The organism is Enterovibrio sp. QJM3NY_24 (genome assembly GCF_057786035.1).
The window spans coordinates 831,292-852,798 of the sequence record NZ_CM173519.1; the positions used below are offsets into that span (position 1 = coordinate 831,292).

Below are 21,507 nucleotides of genomic sequence, written 5' to 3' on the forward strand. Positions count from 1 at the left end.
GACTGGCCTTTTTTATCGTTAGTTCCCTGCCTCCAAAGCCCCTAACACCTTTGCTTCGAATATTGACAACCACATCGGTTGCTGTGTATACATACAGTATCTGATTGTCAGGCTCTCTATCCATGAAAAAAATTGTGCACATCGATATGGATTGTTTCTATGCCGCTGTAGAGATGCGTGATAGCCCTGAGTTGCGGGATATTCCTCTTGCCATTGGCGGCTCAGAAACGCGCAGAGGTGTGATATCGACCTGTAATTACCTTGCACGAAAATATGGTGTTCGCTCAGCGATGGCGACGGCACATGCTAAGAAACTTTGCCCCAACCTCACGGTAGTTCGTGGTGACATGAACAAGTACAAAGCCGTATCTCTTCAAATTCGAGCCATTTTTGCTCGGTATACCGACAAAGTAGAGCCCCTATCCCTTGATGAAGCTTATCTTGATGTGAGTGACAGCTCACTATTTAGAGGCTCAGCAACGCTTATCGCTGAAGACATTCGACAAGCGATTAAACGCGAGCTCGGATTAACAGCGTCAGCCGGGGTGGCACCCGTTAAGTTCATCGCCAAAGTGGCATCTGATTTAAACAAGCCTGACGGTATCTATGTGATCACGCCGGATGAAATCGATGCATTTGTGAAGAACTTGCCGTTGGAGAAAATTCCAGGCGTGGGTAAAGTGACCTTGGTGAAACTGCATGAACTTGGCTTATTTAAAGGTGAAGACGTTCAGCAGTTTGATCAAAATCTATTACTTCAGCGATTTGGTAAATTCGGTCATGCGTTATGGAATCGATGTCAGGGCATTGATGAAAGAGACGTTGAAACCGACCGTGTTCGCAAGTCGGTGGGGGTGGAGCGGACTTTGCCAGAAGACATTCGCACCGAAGCGGAGTGCTTGGCCGTTATGGAGTCACTTTATGATGAGATGGAAACGCGTTTAAAGCGAGTGTGTCCTGATATGGACATTGCGCGCCAAGGGGTCAAACTTAAATTTTCCGATTTTCAGTTAACCTCGGTCGAACATCGTCAGTGGTGCTTCGATACGAATGTGTTTCCTGATCTCTTAAAAGAAGCGCTAGCTCGCCAACAAGGAAGAGGTGTGCGTTTGATAGGGTTAAGCGTCGGACTTAAATCGGAAGACAAAGACAAGGCCGCACAGTTGAGTTTTGAATGGTAAAAGAGCGCCAAGTGGCGCTCTCAACATTTCGTTAGCTCACACTAATCATTGTCGTGGTTAATCTGCTCGCATCTAATGCAATTATGCTTTTTCCGGAATGGCACTAAGCATAGCAATCATTTGTTCCCAGAACAGACCAACAGTGGCGATGTTGACTTTCTCATCGGGAGAATGCGGAAATTTGATCGTTGGGCCGAAAGAGATCATGTCCATGTTTGGGTATGGCTCTTTGAACAAACCACATTCCAAACCTGCGTGGATCACCATGATGTCCGGTACGCGGCCATAGATGTCTTCATAGGTTTTGCGGAAGATGTGCATAATTTCTGATTCTGGATCTGGTTTCCAGCCTGGGTAAGCACCTGAGAATGTCACCTCAGCGCCGGCTAGTTCACCCAATGATCGCAGCATGCTTTCAACATAACTGCGACCACTATCCCCCAGTGAGCGGATAAGGCATAGCAGTGTCATGGTATTTTCTTCTGTGGTGATCACACCGAGATTTAACGATGTCTCTACGACGCCGTCAATATCATCACTCATACGGATCACGCCGTTAGGACAGGCATTAATACTGGCAATGATGCGACCTTGTACGTTAGATGTCAGTGCTTGCTCGCTGATCTCGTTATCTAATACTGATAATGCAATAGAGGTTTCAATGGCCGCCAATTCTTCTTTTAGCACTGTTTCAAAATGCATAAAGAGTGACGCTAATTTTTCGGCATTCTCAGCAGGTATAGCGACATGGGCAAAGGCTTCGCGTGGGATTGCATTACGCAATGTACCACCGCGAATAGAGATAAGGCGTAAGCCTAAATCGTCAGCGTGGCCGGCAAGAAAGCGTCCAAGAAGTTTGTTGGCGTTGGCGCGACCAGTGTGAATATCAACACCAGAGTGTCCGCCTTTGAGACCTTTGATTTGCAGTGCTTTACCCACATAGCCTTCTCCTAGTGCTTCTCGCTCTAGGGTGAACGCAATGGAAGTATCGACACCGCCTGCACAGCCCATGTAAATTTCGCCTTCCTGCTCCGAGTCAGTGTTTAGCAAAATGTCACCGTCTAACCAGCCTTCTTTGAGGCCAAATGCGCCAGTCATGCCAGCTTCTTCGTCGATAGTGAGTAGCACTTCGAGAGGACATGAGCAATATCATTGGCGGCAAGTACAGCAAGACAGGTTGCCATGCCCATACCGTTATCTGCGCCAAGCGTTGTGCCGTCTGCCGTTACCCAATCGCCGTCAATGTGCGGACGAATCGGGTCGGTGACGAAGTCATGATCTGTGTTTTCGTTTTTCTGAGGCACCATGTCTATGTGAGCTTGAAGCACCACGCCTTTTCGGTTTTCCATTCCTGGTGTTGCTGGTTTCTTGATGATGACGTTACCCACATCATCTCGACACACCGACAAACCTTCATGGGTTGCCCAGTCCACAATGTATTGTGCGAGCTGGTCTTCATGCTTTGACGGGTGAGGAATGGAACAAATTTTGTCGAAAAACTGCCACACAGGTTGCGGCGACAATTGGCTGATCTCTGACACGGGCGATCTCCAGAAAAACACAGAATGAAAAAAGGCATGCAGTACTGCATGCCAATAAGCTAACAGAATTTGCAGCGGAAAAGTATGCATTGTTAAAAGCATATCGCTACATATCGTATGAAATGCCTGCATTTTAAACTGCCCGATAGCGCTTTTAAGCTGAACGCCAACTGCCGAAAGCGCCAAGCTTTGCTCAGTCAAATCGCGACTTTGTTCTACCGTCTCTTTCCCTTTTTAAAGACCATCAGATTGTTGTAATTCTGAGTGGCAAAGAGGTAGATCGGCAGTAGCATTGCACTTAGTGTGATTGCAACCAGAAAGAATACGCGGTTACTTATATTGATATTTCGAATTACGTCAACAAGCATCAATAACAATCCCTATTTCTATTGTTTTGTTGTTTCGGGATGGATACTTTTTCAACTAACTGGTTACACTGCAAGCATGTGAGCCTAAGTTTTTGGTATGTATAGTATTATTATTTTCGAGACGCTTTTGTTGTGTAGTTTAATTACATAATAGGTTCGAGCTTGGTGATTAATGTGATTTGGATCTCTTTTGTATTGTAATTAAATAACGTAAAGGCTATTATCTCACCGTCTTCTGGATGGGCAGTGAGCCCAAAGACACAGCCATGCGCTAGCATTTGTTTATGGATAAACCCGAAATTATTCGTCTCCACGGAACCGAGCTTTACTAAAGCTGCATTTATTCGATTCGAATTTTTTGAGGTACAAATGATGAAAGGCAACTCTGCGTGTCAATACTGGAATCGTAGTTCCGTATACACCAACAATTTTCGTTATCCGGCGACGTTCGGATACAAAAGCAAGTAACTAATGGCTTGCTGATAGAAGAATTACCCCGCTCTAACAGATATTTCGTTTCCATTTTGGAAATCAGACTTTTATCTGGCGCCACTTTTTAGTGGCGTTTTTTTTGTCTTAAATTCTGAAATATTGGCTTTGTCTCTGATTGAACAGGCACCTTGAGGTAAATGGGGGTATGCTCGTCTCAGATTTACGGTTTGTTCATTTCTTAATCTAAATTCCCCTCTAATATGTATGCCTTAAACTGACTAAATCATCAGGATGATGCTAAGTCGCTTGTTTCGCCACCGATCGGAGTCTAAGTGATGCAATTCACACTGGAAATTTCACGAAGTGGCGGGTAAGATTCGCGTCAAATTTCGACGCAAACGTTTTCGTAAAACGTTCGTGTCTTATTGACTGGCATACACACACTTTCCAAGGAACCGAAAGCCATGCTTGAGCGTCTATTTAAGTTAAAAGAGCAAGGTACAGATATTCGAACCGAAATCATTGCGGGATTGACAACTTTCCTGACAATGGCCTACATCATTTTTGTGAACCCAGCGATCTTGTCTGAAACAGGCATGGACCGTGGAGCGGTATTTGTTGCGACCTGTTTGGCTGCGGCAATTGGCTGTTTCGTGATGGGTTTGGTTGCGAACTATCCTGTTGCCCAAGCACCAGGTATGGGTTTGAACGCCTTCTTTACTTACACGGTCGTATTCCAAATGGGATATTCGTGGCAGGTAGCATTGGGTGCGGTCTTCTTGTCTGGTTTGTGTTTTATCGCTTTGAGCCTGTTTAAGGTTCGAGAGTTGATTATTCACTCCATACCTCTTTCTCTACGAACCGGTATCTCTGCCGGTATCGGTATGTTTTTGGCGCTGATTGCGCTGCAAAACTCCGGCATCGTTGTGGCACACCCAGCAACCTTGGTGTCCATGGGAGATCTGTCCTCATTTGCACCTGCAATGGCAGCACTCGGGTTCTTCCTGACCATTGGCTTGGTGAATCGCGGCGTTAAAGGCGCAGTGATGATTGCTATTCTTGTTGTGACAGGTATTGCTGTTGCGACAGGTAACGTTCAGTACGGTGGCATAATGTCTGCGCCGCCAAGTCTTGCTCCAACCTTCATGCAGATGGACTTGTCCGGTGCATTTGAAGTCGGCATGATTTCTGTTGTGTTTGCATTCCTTTTCGTCGACCTGTTTGATACAGCTGGCACCTTAGTGGGTGTGGCACAAAAAGCGGACCTGATGGACAAAGATGGTAAACTACCACGCTTGAACCGTGCGCTGTTGGCGGACAGTACTGCAACCACTGTGGGTGCAATGCTGGGTACGTCAAATACGACGTCTTACATTGAAAGTGTGTCAGGCGTTGCTGCTGGTGGTCGCACGGGGTTGACCGCTGTTGTGGTCGGTATCTTGTTCCTGCTTGCACTGTTCTTCTCGCCATTGGCAGGTATGGTGCCAGCTTACGCAACAGCAGGTGCTTTGTTCTACGTGGCTATTTTGATGATGTCTGGTTTGGTTAGCGTTAACTGGCGTGACCTAACAGAAGCGGCACCCGTTGTGGTTGTTTGCTTACTGATGCCGTTGACCTACTCAATTGCACACGGTATCGGTTTAGGCTTTATCTCTTACTGCGCAATCAAAGCATTTAGTGGTAAGGGACGTGATGTACCTATCAGTATTTGGGTTCTGGCTGCCCTGTTCTTGCTGAAATTCGTTATGTAAGACACAATATGCCGCAATATTTTTTAGTGAGTTAAAAGGCGACCATCGCCTCCGAGGTTTTCTGAAATGAGCAACAAGTTTGTTATCACCTGGGACAACATGCAAATGTATACCCGCCAATTGGCTGAAAAGCTTCTACCTGCTGAGCAGTGGAAAGGTATTATCGCGGTGAGCCGTGGTGGTTTGGTTCCTGCTGCGATTTTGGCGCGTGAGCTGGGTATTCGTCATGTAGATACGGTTTGTATCGCGAGCTACGACCATGATCATCAGCGTGATATGCAAGTTTTAAAGAAAGCTGACGGCGATGGCGAAGGCTTTATCGTGGTTGACGATCTGGTCGACACTGGCGGTACTGCTGAAGTCATTCGTAACATGTACCCGAAAGCCAAGTTCGTGACGGTATGTGCGAAACCGGCGGGCAAACACTTAGTGGATGACTACGTTGTCGACATTGCTCAAGATTGCTGGATTGAGCAGCCTTGGGATATGGCCGTGACGTTTGTCGAGCCTGTTGCTAAGCGCTAAAATAACGATTTACTGAAAAGCCCCGAAAGGGGCTTTTTTTATGCTCAGAGTTAAGTAAATGTTGTTCGGTATTATTACCCCTCGGTAAGATCATGGTTTTCTGTTTACCATGGTTTACACTGGAGCCAGTTGAAATGAATGCTCTGGAGATATTCCGTGAGAGAAACAGAGTCAGAAAACCTATCCGTTAAGCTTTTCAAACCCACCAAACATGCAAAAGAAACCTCCACCATCGTAGGGAGTGTCAATCAAGCGTCAAACGACATTGATAGCGTATTAGACGGTGACAGTGACAACAGTTGGTATCGCGTGCTGCGTCGTCCGCAATGGACATGGCAAGGTGTTGATCCGATTGAGATGGAAGAAACGCTTGCGCGCATTGCTGCCTCAGACAACGACCGAAGCAATGATAAGCTGCTTGATACCGTAGTGGGTTACCGTTCGGGAAACTGGCCTTATGAATGGACACAGACGGGTATCAGCCACCAGAAAACGGCGCTGTTGAAAGAAGAACAAGGCGATAAAGAGGGTGCGTTTACAGATTGGTTACGTGCGAGCACCTGTTTCAGCATTGCAGGCTATCCTCACCTAAAAGGTGACCCTCTTTCACAGCAAACCGAAATCCTTGCTAACAAAGCGTTTCATTCCGCGATGGAAAAGTCGACGTTCAGAATTGAAAAAGTGGTGACCAAAGTTGACGGTAAGTCGCTAGAAGGGTTTCTTTATATTCCTCATACCGATGAGCCGCTTCCGACTGTTATTGTGAGTGGTAGCTTAGATAGTTTGCAGACCGATCTCTGGCATTTATTCCAAACCTATTTCGCGCCTGCAAACATCGCGATGTTAACTCTTGATATGCCTTCGGTTGGTAGAAGCAGCGCGTGGAAGCTCACTGAAGATAGTAGTCGTTTGCATCAAGCGATGCTCCATGAGTTGGTCTCAGTGCCTTGGGTTGATCAACATCGAGTTGGTTGTTTAGGTATTAGGTTTGGTGCGAATGCCGCAGTGAGAATGGCGTTTGTAGAGCAAAATCTAATTAAGTCTTGCGTTTCTGTTGGCGGTATTCTTCATGCCATGCTGACAGATGCTAAGCGTCTCAAGACTATCCCCCCAATGCACTTAGATACGATTGCTTCTCGTATGGGGAAAAGTAGTGCGTCTGCGTCGCTGCTGACACAACTTCAAGCATTATCACTTCGTCATCAGGGACTGCTCAACGGCAGAAAAACCAAAGTACCGATCTTGGCGCTTGGTCTGGATGGCGATCCAGTGTGCCCAGATTCTGATAATCAACTGGCTGCGCTATACAGTTATGGAGGAAGGGCAAAAACCTTGCCGAGCAAACCTATTCATGACGGATATCACAGAATTATGCTTGAAGCCATTGAATGGTTCACAAGAACATTGTGATCTAGATCTTTTTACTGCCTTGGGATAAAGACAGATTAATCAAAGCTCTCTGCCAAAGGACGAATTTTATCCGGTTGCATGTTATACAGTGATTGTTTGCTGTTTAAGCGTTTCCTCCTTTTGGGGGTGATTAAAAGTACGGAATGGCGGTACAGCCAACTTCTTACGCTAGTAAACATGCGATTGATAATAAAGAGATGGATATTCGCCTTAAGGGAGCTTGCTATGACCGAAGAAACTAAAACCTTATCTCATGGACGCCTGCTGACAAGGTTTGCTCAGCTTGGTCCTTATTTGCGTCAAAAGAAATCGACGGGGGAAAGCTACTTTTTTGATTGCCTTTCTGCTTGTGTTAATGCCAAAAAAACGCCCGAAAGTCGTGAGTTTTGGGGTTGGTGGATGAAGTTAACGCCAAAAGAAGGCGGCTTCGAATATTCCTACACCTTTGGGAAATTTAATACCGAAGGCGAATGGCTGGAAGAAAAATTACCGAAGAAATGTGTGCAGGAAGTGACGGAATCTCTCGATACTTTCTATAAAAAAATTGCGGGCTTTGTTGAAGGGGAGTTGGCGCTAGAAATCACCGCGCTACCATCTTTGAAGAAACCGAAATTGGGCACTGCCGCTTAAAGGCCTTAATTTGTCGATTATCGCGAGACAGTTGCTTTAATCACTTGTTATCTTGGTCTGGGATTGATAAAAGAAAGGCATATTCGCTTTTATGTTGTCAATGTCATGTCAGGCCAAGAAAACGTTTCATCTTTGATTTCTGAATCTGGCGATACACAAGATCGCCAGACCATCGTTGTAAAATTGGGAACCAGTGTGCTTACTGGTGGCTCAACCAAAATCGATCGCGCTCACCTCGTCGAATTGGTGCGTCAATGTGCCAAGCTTATTCGCCTAGGTCATCAGGTTATTGTTGTCACTTCCGGCGCTATTGCGGCGGGTCGACAACACCTCAATCATCCCGATCTCCCCAATACTATCGCCAACAAGCAAATGCTGGCAGCGGTAGGGCAAAGCCGTTTAATTCAAGAATGGGAAAGCCTGTTCGCTATTTATGGCATTAACATTGGCCAGATGCTGCTAACACGCGCAGATTTGGATGATCGCGAGCGCTATCTCAATGCCCGCGATATGCTTCAAGCACTGCTAGATAATCATATCGTTCCCGTTGTGAATGAAAATGATGCGGTTGCGACGGCTGAGATAAAAGTGGGCGATAACGATAATTTGTCGGCGCTTGTGGCGATTCTTGCTGAAGCTGACAAATTACTGCTTCTAACCGATCAGCCTGGCTTGTTTACTGCAGATCCGCGTAACAACCCAGACGCTGAACTGATCCGCGAAGTGCATACGATCGATGAGACCTTACACAAGTTAGCTGGCGGCAGTGTCAGTGGTTTGGGTACGGGTGGCATGGCGACCAAGCTACAGGCCGCTGATGTAGCACGTCGAGCGGGTATTGAAGTGACTATTGCAGCAGGTAGCCGCCCAGAGGTGATTCAACATTTGGTTGAAGGAAAACCTGCAGGCACACGCTTTTTACCGTTGGCATCACCGCTTGAAAGCCGCAAACGTTGGATATTGGCTGGCCCTCCGCCTGCAGGCGACATCATTATCGATCAAGGCGCAGCGAAAGCCGTGGTAGAACGCCATAGCAGCCTATTGTCTAAAGGTATTGTCGGCGTGGAAGGCCGTTTTGATCGTGGCGCAGTGGCGCGTATTTGTGACCAAAACGGTAAGCTATTAGCGCGCGGTATCTGCCGCTACTCAAGTACAGATTTAAGTGCCATCGCAGGTCGACACAGTCAGGATATTCAAGATATTCTGGGCTATGCACACGGCGCCGTTGCAATACATTGCGACGATCTCGTCGTCATTGATTAATTAATTTGGTTAGTGGTACTGCTGCTAACGCTATGGACAAGCAATAGAGGCTGACATGAGTCTGCAAACAACCAGTCTACAAACCAACGGTCTACAGAAGATGGGACGCGCAGCCAAAGACGCTGCATATGTATTGGCAACGGCACCAACAGCGCAGAAGAATAAAGCGTTGGCAGTGATTGCTGATGAATTAGAAGCGAATGCAGCTAGCATCCTTGCTGCGAACGCAAAAGATATCGATGCTGGTCGTGAAGCCGGCTTGCCTGATGCAATGCTAGATCGTCTTCTGCTGAACGACGAGCGTTTGGCTGGTATTGCCGCCGACGTTCGTAACGTGATTTCGCTTTCTGATCCGGTCGGTAGCGAAATGGACTGCAAAGTGCTTGAGAACGGCATGACGTTGAGCCGTCGTCGCGAGCCTATCGGCGTGATTGGCGTGATTTATGAAGCTCGACCTAACGTAACGATTGATATTGCCTCTTTGTGCCTGAAAACGGGTAACGCAAGCATCCTTCGTGGCGGTCGAGAAACCTTCCATTCAAACGTTGAGTTGGTGAAAGTTATCCAAACCGCGCTGGAAAAAGCAGACCTACCCGCGGCCTCTGTGCAGTATATCGAGAAGCCAGATCGCGAATTGGTTGGTGAATTGCTGCGTCTTGATGACTATGTCGACATGATCATTCCTCGCGGCGGTGCGGGCTTGCACAAAATGTGTAAAGAAAACAGCACCATTCCGGTCATCATTGGTGGCTTCGGCATCAGCCATATGTACGTAGACAAAACCGCTGACTTGGACCGTGCATTGGATTTGATTATCAATGCTAAAGCGCAACGTCCGTCTGCCTGTAATGCCCTAGATACCTTGCTAGTGAATCAAGAAATTGCAGAAACACTTCTGCAAAAACTGACGCCATTGTTCAATGACAATAAGCTTAAGATTGTTGCTGAAGCGGCGGCATTGCCATTGTTGGGTGGTGTTGCAGACCTGCAAGAAGCGGGAGAGGGTGATTTTGATACCGAATGGTTGAGCTTTACCCTTGGCGTTGCATTGGTCTCGGATGTATACGCAGCGCTCAAACATATGCGTGACCACAATGCGAGCCACTCTGATGCGATCCTCACCAACGATTTGATGGCGGCAGAAGCGTTTATCAATGGCGCAGGGTCTGCGGCAGTGTATGTGAATGCCTCTACACGCTTCACTGATGGCGCCCAGTTCGGTTTGGGTGCAGAAGTTGCTGTATCTACACAAAAGCTTCATGCTCGCGGCCCTATGGGCTTAGAGGAGCTGACAACCTACAAGTGGGTAGGTAAAGCGGATTATCTGTCTCGCCCATAATCGGTAAGCAGATTTTCGATGAAAAGGCGCTGAATCAGCGCCTTTGTTGTGTCTGGCGTTTGCGTATATCTCAGTCTAATACCAATTGGTATTAGACGGGTTTAAGGCTACGCTATGCCGTGATTGTTTGAATGAAGATGGTCTTCGATGGATTACGCCACACTTTCTCGTATTAGCGTTAAAAACCTCACCGTTATGCATGTGCTATTGATGACGCATAGTGTGACGTCAACGGCCAATATATTATGTGTGACGCCATCGAGCGTCAGCAAAGCGTTGGGACAACTAAGAGCGCAGCTGAACGATGAGCTCTTTTTCCGCAGAGGAAACCAACTCGCACCGACACAATATGCGTTAAGTATTGGCCCCGCAATCCACAATGTTCTGTCGAACATGAATGGTATTTTTCAGCAAGGAGAATTCTTGCCTGAAACCTTTACGGGCATGCTTTCATTGTCGATGAGAGAGAGTACGTTTGAGCTTTTTGCACCTCAGTTGGGGCAAATATCTCAGCGATTGAGTGACCATGCGCAGTTGGTTATTTCCACCAAAGAGCAATTTAGCTTCGAAGCGCTTTTGAATGGAAAAATCGATTTTCTGCTGCTTCCGCATGATATCAGTCAGCCGCCGACACACAGCAAGAGTCTTATTTGGAAAACGATTTTAAGTGATGAAATGGTCTGCTTGATGAACCCGGCACACCCACTTTCCAATGAAGCGCTGACTATTGAAAAGTATTTAAGTTATCGCCACATTCGCGTCATTGATAAGGATTTGGCTGAGCCTTACTTTGAACAGACACTTACGCAACGACATGGCGCGAGAAACATTGCTGCGATGGTCGCAGACTTTGGTTCAGCGGCTTTAATGTGTCAGCACTCGCCGTATTTGTTTACTTGCTCGAAACGCTGGGCAGAAACGGCTTTGCAAGGCAAGGGGCTGGTGGCCAAAGCGCTGCCATTTGATTATGGCCAAGTGGCCTATAGCTTGGTTTGGAACACGGTGAGTTTGAACAATCCAGCGTGTCGCTGGTTGCACGATCAACTGGTTGGTGACACGGCAGAGATTTAGGTATAAACCGTCGGCAATTGCATGGGCCGATTGATCTTCGAAAACAACAATTCGTGGAAGCGATTCATCTCGCTTTCACTGCATTTCTCCCACGTTAACGCTTCACCGATCACACCGTGATGTTGAAACGCGTTAAGGCGGATCTTCACACCTTCAGGCAGGGTCTTTAAGTAATCTCCCACCGCATCGACTTCGGTATCCAAATCGCTTTTCCCTGGGATGTGCAGCAAACGCACTTCGTGCAGCTTGTTCTGCGTAGCCAAGTAATCAATGGTGTCGATGACGCGATGCTTATCTCGACCGACGAGCCACAAATGCGTGTCTGATTGCCAGGCTTTGAGATCGATCATGGCACCATCAAGGTAGGGCGAAACGCGCTCCCATCCCGTGCGGGACAATGAACCATTGCTGTCGATGAAGCAGGTTAAGTGTGCAAGCTCAGGGTCAGATTTTATGGCTTTGAACAATGACAGTATAAAGGGAAGTTGCAGTGTTGCTTCACCGCCAGAAATGGTGATGCCATTGAGGAAGAAATGATGTTTGCGGATCAGCGCAAGCATCTCGTCCACGCCGTAGCGAACAATCTTCGGGTTGGATTTGTCTGGGCACACATCAATGCAACGGTCGCAGTGTGTGCATTTATCAGCATGCCAGATAACACGCTGTTGGTCGTTCTTTTGGGTATGGATGGACAGGGCATCGCTTGGACAGCTTTTCACGCAATCACCACAATGGGTGCAGTGATTGATGGTGTGAGGGTTATGGCAAGTGATGCAATCGAAGTTACATCCTTGCAAAAATACCACCAAGCGGTTGCCCGTCCATCAACACAAGAGAATGTCAGAATACGACTGACCAGTGCTTGGTTTTGCGTTGGCTTCACTGACATTCTCTTGCTCTCGTTGTGTTCGTTATTAACGGACGCTGTGATCGGCAATACTGTTACTTGTAAACAGGGGTTGATTCAAAGCTCACCACGCGTGGCGCACGGTTCAAAATCCCCGTGTTCTTCGATGCTTCTGCACCTAACCACGTGGTGTTCTTGCGTGAACCTTCGTCGTCAAATTTCGCAATATCAGACAGCTTGATCATGTAACCCGTCACGCGAACCAAATCGTTCGACGCGACATTGGCCGTGAATTCACGGTAACCCAGGTTGATAGCGCCTTTACAAAGGTTGTACATGGCTTCAGGGTTCGATTTCACGGTCTCATCAATGGTCAGAATGTCGCTGATGCCTGATGTGTAGTGTTTGTGGTGGCCCGCCGTTGCGTGAACATACGTCACAGGATCAGGTTCAGTACCGTAAGGGATGCGCACGCCTGGGGTAGCGTCCATGTCTAGGCTGATACCACCTTGGGCATGAAGCAGTGCCTTACCGTTGTAGCCGTACTTCACTGGGTTTTCGTCAACCAGTGCAGCCAGCTTTTCAGAAATGGCATGACCCAGCTCGTTGGCGCTGATGTCATGTCCGTATTTGCCTTGCTTGCCATCTTTTTCTAACAGAGCATTCACTGCTTCAGCCATGCCGTAGATGCCAAACATGGGTGCAAAACGGCTCTCTTCAATCAGGCCTTCCGTTGCAAGGAAGTTGGTGAAGAAATTTGAAGATTCGTGAAGGTAAGTGCTACGAACGTCCATCAACTCAACCATCAACTTGCTGTAAGTTGGCAACGTTGTGTTGATGAAGTCTTCTGTGCTTTCTGCTTTGCTCGCGGCTTCTTTTAAGTTCATACGCACTAGGGTGTTTGAACCGCCCGCTAATGGCAGAGAGTTGTAACAGCTCACGATGCCGAAACGTTTGTCACCGTAAGCGCCAGCATGCATTGGGTAGTTGGCAATGTGTGGCTTGCTGCATTCACAGATGTTGCGAGTGGCATGGCGAAGCAAATCGTCTGGTGTGACAGCAGGGTCATACATGAACGTTAGGTTTGGTGCGATTTGTTTTAATTCAGCATCGACGCGCAAGATAGTGCGGCAGATGATGTTGTCAGCAGGACCGATGTTCGCATGCATGAATGCATCTGGCAGAGTGCGATCAAGCATGATCCAGAAACGTTTAATTTTTTGGTAGATATCTTCGTCGCTCAGCGAACCAACGTAAGGCATCAGCACATCATCGAGTTGGCCGACATACACAGGAATGTTGGTCACGGAAGGAACGTGGTGATAGATGATATTCAGCATGTTGAGTGCATCATCAAGGTTTTCTGCTGGCGTCAATTCCAAGTACTCAGAACCTTGCGAAAGAAACTTCGCGTAATCTGGCAGCACGTAACGTGGTTTGAATGGCGCGTGCCCTTCAAACATGTCACAGATAACACCGTCTTTCATTGCTTGCGCTATGTCGTCTTCAATCGACAGGTAAGGCAGGCTTGCCTCCGCTTCCAATGCCAGAAATTGGTTCTTCTGCTTTGGAGAAAGCGTTGGGTTGTTGATGATCTGGTAAAAACGTTGCTGCAGTTCAGAAAGGTTGTTGTTCATGGAAAAGACCCTACTTTAATTTGGGTTTATTTTACGTTGCGGCTAGGAGTTTCCACTATTAACTTTATGGGAAGGTGATATTTCCATTTTGGAAATCCGCCAAGGGCAATCGGATTTTTGGGAAACGACCAACACAAAAACGCCGAGCATGGGCTCGGCGTTTAGCATGATTAAAAGAGCAATGGTGTCTACTTGATTTCCACACCCTGCGCTTGCAGATCAGCATGGTAAGACGAGCGAACAAACGGACCACATGCAGCGTGAGTAAAGCCCAGCTCCAATGCGATATCGCGTAGTTCATCAAATTCTTCTGGCGGCACATAACGCTCAACCGGCAAGTGGTGACGGCTTGGTGCCAGGTATTGGCCGAGTGTCAGCATGGTCACACCATGCTCGCGCAAGTCTTTCAGCACTTGTACGATCTCTTCTTTGGTTTCACCCAAACCCATCATGACACCCGATTTCGTCGGCACGTTAGGGTGCATCTCACCAAATTTCTTCAGCAGTTCGAGCGACCACTTGTAGTTGGCGCCTGGGCGAGCTTTACGGTAAAGACGCGGTGCTGTTTCAAGGTTGTGGTTGAACACATCTGGCGGATTGTCTTTTAGCAATTCCAATGCCGTATCCATACGACCACGGAAATCGGGCACCAGTGTTTCAATGCGGATCTCTGGGTTTAGGGCGCGAATTTCACGGGTACAATCCGCAAAGTGTTGTGCGCCGCCATCACGCAGATCGTCACGGTCTACGGAGGTCACAACAACGTATTTGAGCTTCATGTCGCTGATGGTTTTCGCCAGTTTTGCTGGCTCATTGTCATCTGGTGCATTCGGGCGACCGTGGGCAACGTCGCAGAATGGACATCGTCGAGTACAAATTGCACCCAAAATCATAAACGTAGCAGTACCGTGGTTAAAGCACTCAGCCAAGTTCGGGCAAGACGCTTCTTCACAGACAGAATGCAGATTGTTTTTACGCAATGCAGACTTAATTTCTTGAATACGTTTGCTGTCAGAAGGAAGTTTGATCTTCATCCACTCGGGCTTGCGCAGCACTTCTTTTTTCTCAGTCGGCATGTTCTTGACCGGGATGAGCGCCATTTTGTCTGCATCACGGTATTTAACGCCGCGTTCCATCTGGATCGGTTTGCTCATAATTGATTGCTTTCTGTTAGGGACTCGACCTGATCATAGTTCAGGTGCGATGTCAGTTTATCTACTAACACAGGGTAAAGCTCAGTCAGTGATGCTGGCCCCCTAAATCGACGGTTTGTGTCATTGCCATCCCTGCATAGCCACAAGGGTTAATGCGTAGGAACGGAGACAAATCCATATTGACGTTTAATGCCAATCCGTGGAATGAACAGCCGCGACGGATCCTAAGACCCAGCGAGCAAATTTTGTTATCACCCACATACACACCCGGTGCGTCCGGTCGTGCATTTGATTCAATACCATAGTGAGCAAGCGTATCAATCACTATGTTTTCTATGCTGGTTACCAGCTCTCTTACACCCAATTTCTTGCGTTTCAAGTCAATCAGGATATAAGCAATCTGCTGACCAGGCCCATGATAGGTCACTTGTCCGCCACGGTCACTTTGCACCACAGGAATACCTCCTGTCGCGAGTAAGTGCTCCGCTTTTCCCGCTTGGCCTTGGGTAAACACAGGTTCGTGTTCGACCAGCCAAATCTCATCACAGGTTTCAGCCGTGCGTTCGTCAGTGAAAGCATGCATGGCTTTCCACGTCGGCTCGTAAGGACGCAATCCAAGTTGTCTGATAATGAGGCGGTTCTGTTGCAAAGTACACCTGCTTGGCTAAAAAGGGCTGAGAGATTAAGGGCACCGAGCTCGTCAGTTACGCCATTATAATGACAGACGGCTGAATTAACAGCCGTCTATTTGTAAGGGCATTGTCGTAAAGTATTGTGGTGATCTTGTCTATACGTGATCGCTTACAGAACCATACGAACGATTTCAATATCACCCAGTTCTTTGTACAGCGTTTCAACTTGTTCGATAGACGTCGCTGTAATGGTGACAGACACGGCATTGTAAGTACCTTTGCCGCTGGGTGTCACTCTCGGTGTGTAATCACCCGGAGCGTGACGCTGAATGACTTCCAAAACCAGATCTGTGAGTTCTGGTTTGGCGTAACCCATCACTTTATAAGTGAATGTACATGGGAACTCCAGAAGGTCTTTTAGTTTTGGTTGCTCTTCCATTTTTTACTCCAGAATTGGCGTCGGAAGCATTGTCCGGCGACCTATATTTTGTGCTAATGATCACGCATTGCGTTGGGGGAGAATAGTAATCGTCCTGTTATAAGAAAACAAGATCATGCGCTTGAGGAGGAATATGGGGGCGGGCGAGGCAAATAAAAAGGCAGCCAATAGGCTGCCTTCTAAATTCTTTCTGGGTGCTTAGAACAAGCTCTTGAAGAACATGATGATGTAATCAACCAAGCGACTGAATAAACCACCTTCTTGCACGTTATTAAGCGCAACTAGTGGGTATTCCGCCACATCTTCGCCATCAACTTGATAGTAAAGCTTACCGACCACATCGCCTTTCGCGATAGGGGCTTCAAGTGTTTTTTCTAGCACAAAGCTGGCTTCTAAATCTTTCGCTTTACCGCGAGGCAGTGTGACATAGGTATCTTCGCTCACGCCCAATGCAACTTGGTCGGTATCACCCATCCATACTTTTTCGGTTACGAAAGTTTCATCGGCTTTATGCGGTGCAACGGTTTCGAAAAAGCGGAACCCGTAATTCAGCAGCTTCTTGCTTTCTGCTTTACGTGCGTTAGCGCTGTTTGTACCCATGACAACAGCGATCAAACGCATCTTGCCTTCGGTTGCAGAGCTGACGAGGTTGTAACCGGCTTTGTCTGTGTGGCCTGTCTTAATACCATCAACATTCATGCTCTTATCCCAAAGTAGACCGTTACGGTTGTATTGGGTGATGCCGTTGTAGGTGAACGATTTCTCTTCGTAGATGCGGTATTCTTCTGGCACATCACGGATAAGGGCTTGGCTTAGAAGTGCCAGATCATAAGGCGTTGAGTATAATTCATCATGATCGAGGCCGTGTGAGTTGGCGTAGTTGGTATCTTTCATACCGAGGGTTTTCGCCCAGCCATTCATGAGATCGACAAATGAATCTTCAGAGCCCGCTACGTGTTCAGCCATCGCCACACATGCATCGTTCCCTGATTGAATAATAATACCGCGGTTCAAGTCAGCAACTGAAACAGTGGTACCTACTTCGATAAACATCTTCGAACTACCTGGGAAGTTTTTCGCCCAAGCATTTTTACTGATAACAACTTCGTCTTCGAGGCTGATATTGCCGCGTTCAACTTCCTGACCGATAACATAGCTTGTCATCATTTTGGTTAGGCTAGCTGGGTTTAGACGTTCGTAGGCATTATTCTCGGCCAAGACTTTGCCCGAGTTGTAGTCCATCAATACATAGCCTTTTGCTGCGATTTGAGGCGCATCAGGTACGACAGATGGTGCTGCAATCGTTACAGCGGAAGTGGATACGGCAGTCAACAAGACTAAAGAGCGCAACAAAGAAGGTGATTTTTTCATAGATATAAGTACTTACTTGAATATTTCTCTAGTCAAAAGCAGTCGACACTATATCAGATAGCCCTGATAAGTGTCAGATGGGGTTACAACAACTTACTAATTAATGACACTCTATTTCAGAGTCGGTTCATTACTCATTGGCTCAACAACGATGAAGGCCTCATTTATTTGATGTTCTTGTGCAAGCATTGCAGCATGTTGCGTTTGGTCATAGTCATGAAATGGGCCGAGACGAACACGATACACTTTTCCCGACTGATGAATGTCAGTGGGAAGTTCGAACTGCTGGCTAAAACTCGCAGCCGCTTTTTCTGCTTTGGTTTTATCGGAGATCGCGGCTAATTGCACAAAGTAGCGATTGAGTCGCGCACCTTGCCATTCATCGTTCTCCACGGGTTTGTCGACTTTAAGTAAAGTGACTTTGACGGGAGCCGTACCCGAAGCCAAAACCCCCAGTTTCGATGCTGCTGCGTAACTTAAATCAATGACACGTCCTTCATGGAACGGCCCACGGTCGTTAACACGTACAATGGCTTTTTTGCCATTGGCGGTGTTTTCCACTTCGACATAACTCGGCAGTGGTAATGTTTTGTGGGCTGCTGACATCGAATACATATCATAAATCTCGCCATTCGAGGTTTTATGGCCATGAAATTTCTTGCCATACCAAGAAGCGATACCGGTTTCAGTGGTAAACGTTTCGGGATCTTTGATCACTTCGTAGTCTTGACCAAGAACCGTGTAGTTCTTGTTTCCCGCTCGACTGTAGGGTTCGTAACGAGGATGCGCATCCTCAATATGTTCCAAAGTGGGTGTTGCTTCAGGCGCCTGGTCTTGCGCAATACTGTAGCGTTCGTCGTTCTTAGTGGCACAACCTGACAATACAATCGCAATCAATACGAGAAGTTTTTTCATTACAAAGCCTTTGAAAGCATTTTTCTGTGAGTGTGGATAGACATCAAAATCCCGAAGCCTGCCATTAGCGTCACCATGGATGTACCGCCGTAACTGACCAATGGAAGTGGGACGCCAACGACGGGTAAAATACCACTGACCATGCCAATATTAACAAATACATACACAAAGAAACTTAGCACAATACTGCCGGCCATCATGCGACCAAAGGCCGTTTGTGCTCGGCTTGCCAGCATTAAACCTCGCGCGATAATGAACAAATACAACATGAGCAAGCAAGCGACGCCGACCATTCCCCATTCTTCAGCAATCACGGCAAAGATAAAGTCGGTATGGCGTTCTGGCAAGAACTCCAGTTGTGATTGTGTGCCTTGCAGCCACCCCTTGCCTGAAATACCCCCGGATCCAATCGCTATTTTGGATTGAATAATATGGTAACCGGCGCCAAGCGGGTCTGATTCTGGATCGAAAAGTGTCCGCACACGGACGCGCTGGTATTCGCGCATGAGGAAAAACCAAAGCACTGGAATAAATGCCGCGACCAAAGCCCCTGCGCCAAGAATGATGCGCCATCGGATACCAGAGAGAAACAAAACGAAGATCCCTGATGCCGCAATGAGTATCGACGTTCCCAGATCCGGTTGCTTGGCGATGAGGATGGTAGGCACAAAGACCATCACCAAGCCAATAATCAGGTTTCTAAAGCGAGGCGGAAGAGGTTCTTTACCAATGAAACGTGCCACCATCAGAGGCACGGCAAGTTTGATTAACTCAGAGGGCTGAAAGGTGAGGATACCGAGATCCAGCCACCGCTGTGCCCCTTTGGCTGTTTCGCCAAAAAATAGCACGGCAATCAGCATGATTATGCCAGTGACATAGAGATACGGCGCCCAGAACTCGTAATGTCGCGGCGATATTTGCGCTAGCACGAACATCACTCCGAGAGCCAGCAGCATGCGGAAAACCTGACGCTCCATCATGGCAACGCTTTGTCCGCTGGCGCTCCATATCACCATTAAACCAAAACCCATCAGTAAAATAATGCCGAGCAACAGGGGAGCATCGAGGTGCAAGCGCTCAAAAATGGTCTTTTTTTGGCCTGTGGACGCGAACATACTCATTGAACCTGCTCCTCGTTATTTTTATCTTTCCCGAGCAACATATGGTCAAAAATACGACGGGCGATCGGAGCACCATTGGTGGACCCACCCCCAGCATTTTCTAACACCATAGAAACCACGACTTGAGGATCATCGAAAGGTGCAAAGCCAGTATACAAGGCGTGGTCACGCAGATGCTCCGCAATTTCATCTGCTTTATATTCTTCGTCTTCTGCCAATCCGAATACCTGTGCGGTGCCCGATTTTCCACCCGTGACATAAGGGGCATTGGCAAATGCACGTCGTGCAGTTCCTTTTTTGCCATGGTTAACCAAACGCATACCTTCAAGTGCTGCATTCCAGTACTTGTCGTTAACATCAGCAATGGGCGGGTACGGCGCGATCGGTGCGATTTCCACTTCACCTTCTGATTCTGTGCGCATTAAAAGGTGCGGTGGATGGACGATGCCTTTGTTGACCAATACGGTGGTCGCCTTAGCGATTTGCATCGGTGTTGATGTCCAGTAACCCTGACCAATCCCGACCGGTATTGTGTCACCTTTGTACCAAGGCTGTCGGTAACGTGCCATTTTCCATTCTCTGGTTGGCATGTTGGCTTTGCTTTCTTCGTGGATATCGATGCCTGTGTAATCACCAAAACCAAACTTGCTCATCCATTCAGACAGCTTGTCTATCCCTAAATCGTAGGCGATTTGGTAGAAGAACGTATCCACTGACTCTTCAATCGATTGAACGATATTTACTCTGCCATGACCCCATGCTAGCCAATCTCGAAATGGTCGAGAGGTTGAATTAGGTAAATGCCAATAACCGGGATCATTACGTGTGGTATTAAGAGTGAGCGTTTTCTCTTGAAGCGCAGCGACAGCAATAAACGGTTTTATTGTTGAGGCTGGTGGATAAATACCGAGTGTCGCACGGTTGACCAAAGGTCGGTTTTTGTCTTCAAGTAATCCGCGATATTCTGGGCTAGATATGCCATGAACAAATAGGTTCGGGTCATAACTTGGCGATGAGACCATAGCTAAAACGGACGAATCTTCAGGGTCAAGTACGACAACAGCACCACGGCGCTCACCCAAAATGGAACGGATGTAGAGCTGAAGATCCACATCAAGGTTGAGTACAAGATCTTTACCTGGCTCAGGGGGGACGTATTTCAAGGTGCGAATGATACGTCCTCGGCTGTTCACCTCAACTTCTTGATAGCCCGCGGTTCCATGAAGATCTCTTTCGTAAAAGCGTTCAATGCCGAGCTTGCCAATATCGCGAGTCGCTCTGTAGTTGGTGCTCATTTCGTCGCGCTCAAGACGCGCAACGTCTTTGTCATTGATTTTGGCCACGTAACCCAATACGTGTGTCAGTGCATCGCCGTAAGGGTAATAACGCTTGAGGTAGCCTTTAATCTCAACACCTGGGAATTTGTGTTGGTTGGCTGAAAATATCGCGACTTCCTCTTCGGAAAGCTGATTTTTGACGGCAACCGCATTAAAGCGACGAGAGCGTTTTTTGTCTCGTTCAAACGCGGCGATTTCACGATCAGAAATATCGATCAATGCCTGTAAACGCGCAATGGTTCCAGGAATATCTTTGACCTGCTCAGACGTAATTTCGAGTGCGTAAACGGGGCGGTTTTCGGCTAATAGTTTACCGTTTCTATCAAAAATGAGGCCGCGATTAGGCGCAACCGGCACCACTTTGATGCGATTGTCGTTTGAGCGGGTGATGTAATCATCATGGTCATCAACCTGAATGGTGTACAGATTGAGTAAAAGCAGGCCGACTAAAATAACAATGCCGCCGAAAGCCACAATGGCTCGGCGGATAAACAAAGAAGATTCGGCCTGATGATCGCGTATTGGGCTACGCCTGTATCTCAT

The 21,507-nt window shown here is 47.4% G+C and carries 15 protein-coding genes and 3 pseudogenes; 8 read left to right on the forward strand and 10 right to left on the reverse strand.

Features of this window, described 5'->3' with window-relative positions; translation table 11 throughout:
- Positions 1 to 122 precede the first annotated feature (122 nt).
- Positions 123 to 1,181, forward strand: a complete 1,059-nt coding sequence (dinB, locus tag AC3CIC_RS03560; protein ID WP_488515371.1) for a DNA polymerase IV — start codon at positions 123 to 125, stop codon at positions 1,179 to 1,181.
- Between the two features lie 81 nt (positions 1,182 to 1,262).
- Here the strand turns inward: dinB and AC3CIC_RS03565 are convergent.
- Positions 1,263 to 2,722, reverse strand: a pseudogene (locus AC3CIC_RS03565) (aminoacyl-histidine dipeptidase).
- 1,264 nt (positions 2,723 to 3,986) lie between these two features.
- Here AC3CIC_RS03565 and AC3CIC_RS03570 point away from each other — a divergent pair.
- From AC3CIC_RS03570 to AC3CIC_RS03600, 7 genes are all read left to right on the forward strand, one after another.
- Positions 3,987 to 5,273: an NCS2 family permease gene (locus tag AC3CIC_RS03570; RefSeq protein ID WP_016959690.1), complete on the forward strand. Its 1,287-nt coding sequence runs from the start codon at positions 3,987 to 3,989 to the stop codon at positions 5,271 to 5,273.
- A 66-nt stretch (positions 5,274 to 5,339) separates the two neighbouring features.
- A complete protein-coding gene (gene gpt / locus AC3CIC_RS03575; protein WP_016959689.1) occupies positions 5,340 to 5,798 on the forward strand; it encodes a xanthine phosphoribosyltransferase in 459 nt (152 codons plus the stop codon).
- 156 nt (positions 5,799 to 5,954) lie between these two features.
- The gene (frsA, locus tag AC3CIC_RS03580) at positions 5,955 to 7,208 is read left to right on the forward strand and encodes an esterase FrsA (protein ID WP_016959688.1); all 1,254 of its coding nucleotides are present in this window, start codon (positions 5,955 to 5,957) and stop codon (positions 7,206 to 7,208) included.
- A 225-nt stretch (positions 7,209 to 7,433) separates the two neighbouring features.
- A complete protein-coding gene (gene crl / locus AC3CIC_RS03585) occupies positions 7,434 to 7,838 on the forward strand; it encodes a sigma factor-binding protein Crl (RefSeq protein WP_016959687.1) in 405 nt (134 codons plus the stop codon).
- 105 nt (positions 7,839 to 7,943) lie between these two features.
- Positions 7,944 to 9,101, forward strand: coding sequence for a glutamate 5-kinase (proB, locus tag AC3CIC_RS03590; protein WP_488515372.1), 1,158 nt, complete (start codon positions 7,944 to 7,946; stop codon positions 9,099 to 9,101).
- Between the two features lie 55 nt (positions 9,102 to 9,156).
- Positions 9,157 to 10,440: a glutamate-5-semialdehyde dehydrogenase gene (locus AC3CIC_RS03595; RefSeq protein WP_488515373.1), complete on the forward strand. Its 1,284-nt coding sequence runs from the start codon at positions 9,157 to 9,159 to the stop codon at positions 10,438 to 10,440.
- Positions 10,441 to 10,587: 147 nt separating this feature from the next.
- Positions 10,588 to 11,511, forward strand: a complete 924-nt coding sequence (locus tag AC3CIC_RS03600; protein WP_017004692.1) for a LysR family transcriptional regulator — start codon at positions 10,588 to 10,590, stop codon at positions 11,509 to 11,511.
- On the opposite strand, the pseudogene AC3CIC_RS03605 reads toward AC3CIC_RS03600, so the two are convergent.
- From AC3CIC_RS03605 to mrdA, 9 genes and pseudogenes are all read right to left on the reverse strand, one after another.
- Positions 11,508 to 12,400, reverse strand: a pseudogene (locus AC3CIC_RS03605) (YjjW family glycine radical enzyme activase). The gene AC3CIC_RS03600 and the pseudogene AC3CIC_RS03605 overlap by 4 nt on opposite strands.
- Before the next feature lie 53 nt (positions 12,401 to 12,453).
- Positions 12,454 to 13,995 (reverse strand): YjjI family glycine radical enzyme, encoded by a 1,542-nt coding sequence (locus AC3CIC_RS03610; protein ID WP_488515374.1) that lies wholly within the window; start codon positions 13,993 to 13,995, stop codon positions 12,454 to 12,456.
- Positions 13,996 to 14,183: 188 nt separating this feature from the next.
- The gene (gene lipA, locus AC3CIC_RS03615) at positions 14,184 to 15,149 is read right to left on the reverse strand and encodes a lipoyl synthase (protein ID WP_016959681.1); all 966 of its coding nucleotides are present in this window, start codon (positions 15,147 to 15,149) and stop codon (positions 14,184 to 14,186) included.
- Positions 15,146 to 15,798 (reverse strand): annotated as a pseudogene (lipB, locus tag AC3CIC_RS03620) (lipoyl(octanoyl) transferase LipB). The gene lipA and the pseudogene lipB overlap by 4 nt, the downstream one beginning before the upstream one ends.
- A 152-nt stretch (positions 15,799 to 15,950) precedes the next feature.
- Positions 15,951 to 16,220 (reverse strand): DUF493 family protein YbeD, encoded by a 270-nt coding sequence (gene ybeD, locus AC3CIC_RS03625; RefSeq protein WP_016959679.1) that lies wholly within the window; start codon positions 16,218 to 16,220, stop codon positions 15,951 to 15,953.
- Between the two features lie 198 nt (positions 16,221 to 16,418).
- Positions 16,419 to 17,591: a serine hydrolase gene (locus tag AC3CIC_RS03630; protein WP_016959678.1), complete on the reverse strand. Its 1,173-nt coding sequence runs from the start codon at positions 17,589 to 17,591 to the stop codon at positions 16,419 to 16,421.
- Positions 17,592 to 17,702: 111 nt separating this feature from the next.
- Positions 17,703 to 18,506, reverse strand: a complete 804-nt coding sequence (locus AC3CIC_RS03635) for a septal ring lytic transglycosylase RlpA family protein (RefSeq protein ID WP_017006257.1) — start codon at positions 18,504 to 18,506, stop codon at positions 17,703 to 17,705.
- Complete coding sequence (gene rodA, locus AC3CIC_RS03640) at positions 18,506 to 19,627, reverse strand: rod shape-determining protein RodA (RefSeq protein ID WP_016959676.1); 1,122 nt, start codon at positions 19,625 to 19,627, stop codon at positions 18,506 to 18,508. The genes AC3CIC_RS03635 and rodA overlap by 1 nt, the downstream gene beginning before the upstream one ends.
- Positions 19,624 to 21,507, reverse strand: coding sequence for a penicillin-binding protein 2 (gene mrdA / locus AC3CIC_RS03645; RefSeq protein ID WP_488515375.1), 1,884 nt, complete (start codon positions 21,505 to 21,507; stop codon positions 19,624 to 19,626). Before mrdA ends, rodA begins: the two co-directional genes overlap by 4 nt.

What these genes read in the sequence shown, in the direction of transcription:
- dinB (WP_488515371.1), top strand. Translation starts at nt 123, where the DNA reads ATGAAAAAAATTGTGCACATCGATATGGATTGTTTCTATGCCGCTGTA.
- AC3CIC_RS03570 (WP_016959690.1), top strand. Translation starts at nt 3,987, where the DNA reads ATGCTTGAGCGTCTATTTAAGTTAAAAGAGCAAGGTACAGATATTCGA.
- gpt (WP_016959689.1), top strand. Translation starts at nt 5,340, where the DNA reads ATGAGCAACAAGTTTGTTATCACCTGGGACAACATGCAAATGTATACC.
- crl (WP_016959687.1), top strand. Translation starts at nt 7,434, where the DNA reads ATGACCGAAGAAACTAAAACCTTATCTCATGGACGCCTGCTGACAAGG.
- proB (WP_488515372.1), top strand. Translation starts at nt 7,944, where the DNA reads ATGTCAGGCCAAGAAAACGTTTCATCTTTGATTTCTGAATCTGGCGAT.
- AC3CIC_RS03595 (WP_488515373.1), top strand. Translation starts at nt 9,157, where the DNA reads ATGAGTCTGCAAACAACCAGTCTACAAACCAACGGTCTACAGAAGATG.
- AC3CIC_RS03600 (WP_017004692.1), top strand. Translation starts at nt 10,588, where the DNA reads ATGGATTACGCCACACTTTCTCGTATTAGCGTTAAAAACCTCACCGTT.
- AC3CIC_RS03610 (WP_488515374.1), bottom strand. Translation starts at nt 13,995, where the DNA reads ATGAACAACAACCTTTCTGAACTGCAGCAACGTTTTTACCAGATCATC.
- lipA (WP_016959681.1), bottom strand. Translation starts at nt 15,149, where the DNA reads ATGAGCAAACCGATCCAGATGGAACGCGGCGTTAAATACCGTGATGCA.
- ybeD (WP_016959679.1), bottom strand. Translation starts at nt 16,220, where the DNA reads ATGGAAGAGCAACCAAAACTAAAAGACCTTCTGGAGTTCCCATGTACA.
- AC3CIC_RS03630 (WP_016959678.1), bottom strand. Translation starts at nt 17,591, where the DNA reads ATGAAAAAATCACCTTCTTTGTTGCGCTCTTTAGTCTTGTTGACTGCC.
- AC3CIC_RS03635 (WP_017006257.1), bottom strand. Translation starts at nt 18,506, where the DNA reads ATGAAAAAACTTCTCGTATTGATTGCGATTGTATTGTCAGGTTGTGCC.
- rodA (WP_016959676.1), bottom strand. Translation starts at nt 19,627, where the DNA reads ATGAGTATGTTCGCGTCCACAGGCCAAAAAAAGACCATTTTTGAGCGC.
- mrdA (WP_488515375.1), bottom strand. Translation starts at nt 21,507, where the DNA reads ATGAGATACAGGCGTAGCCCAATACGCGATCATCAGGCCGAATCTTCT.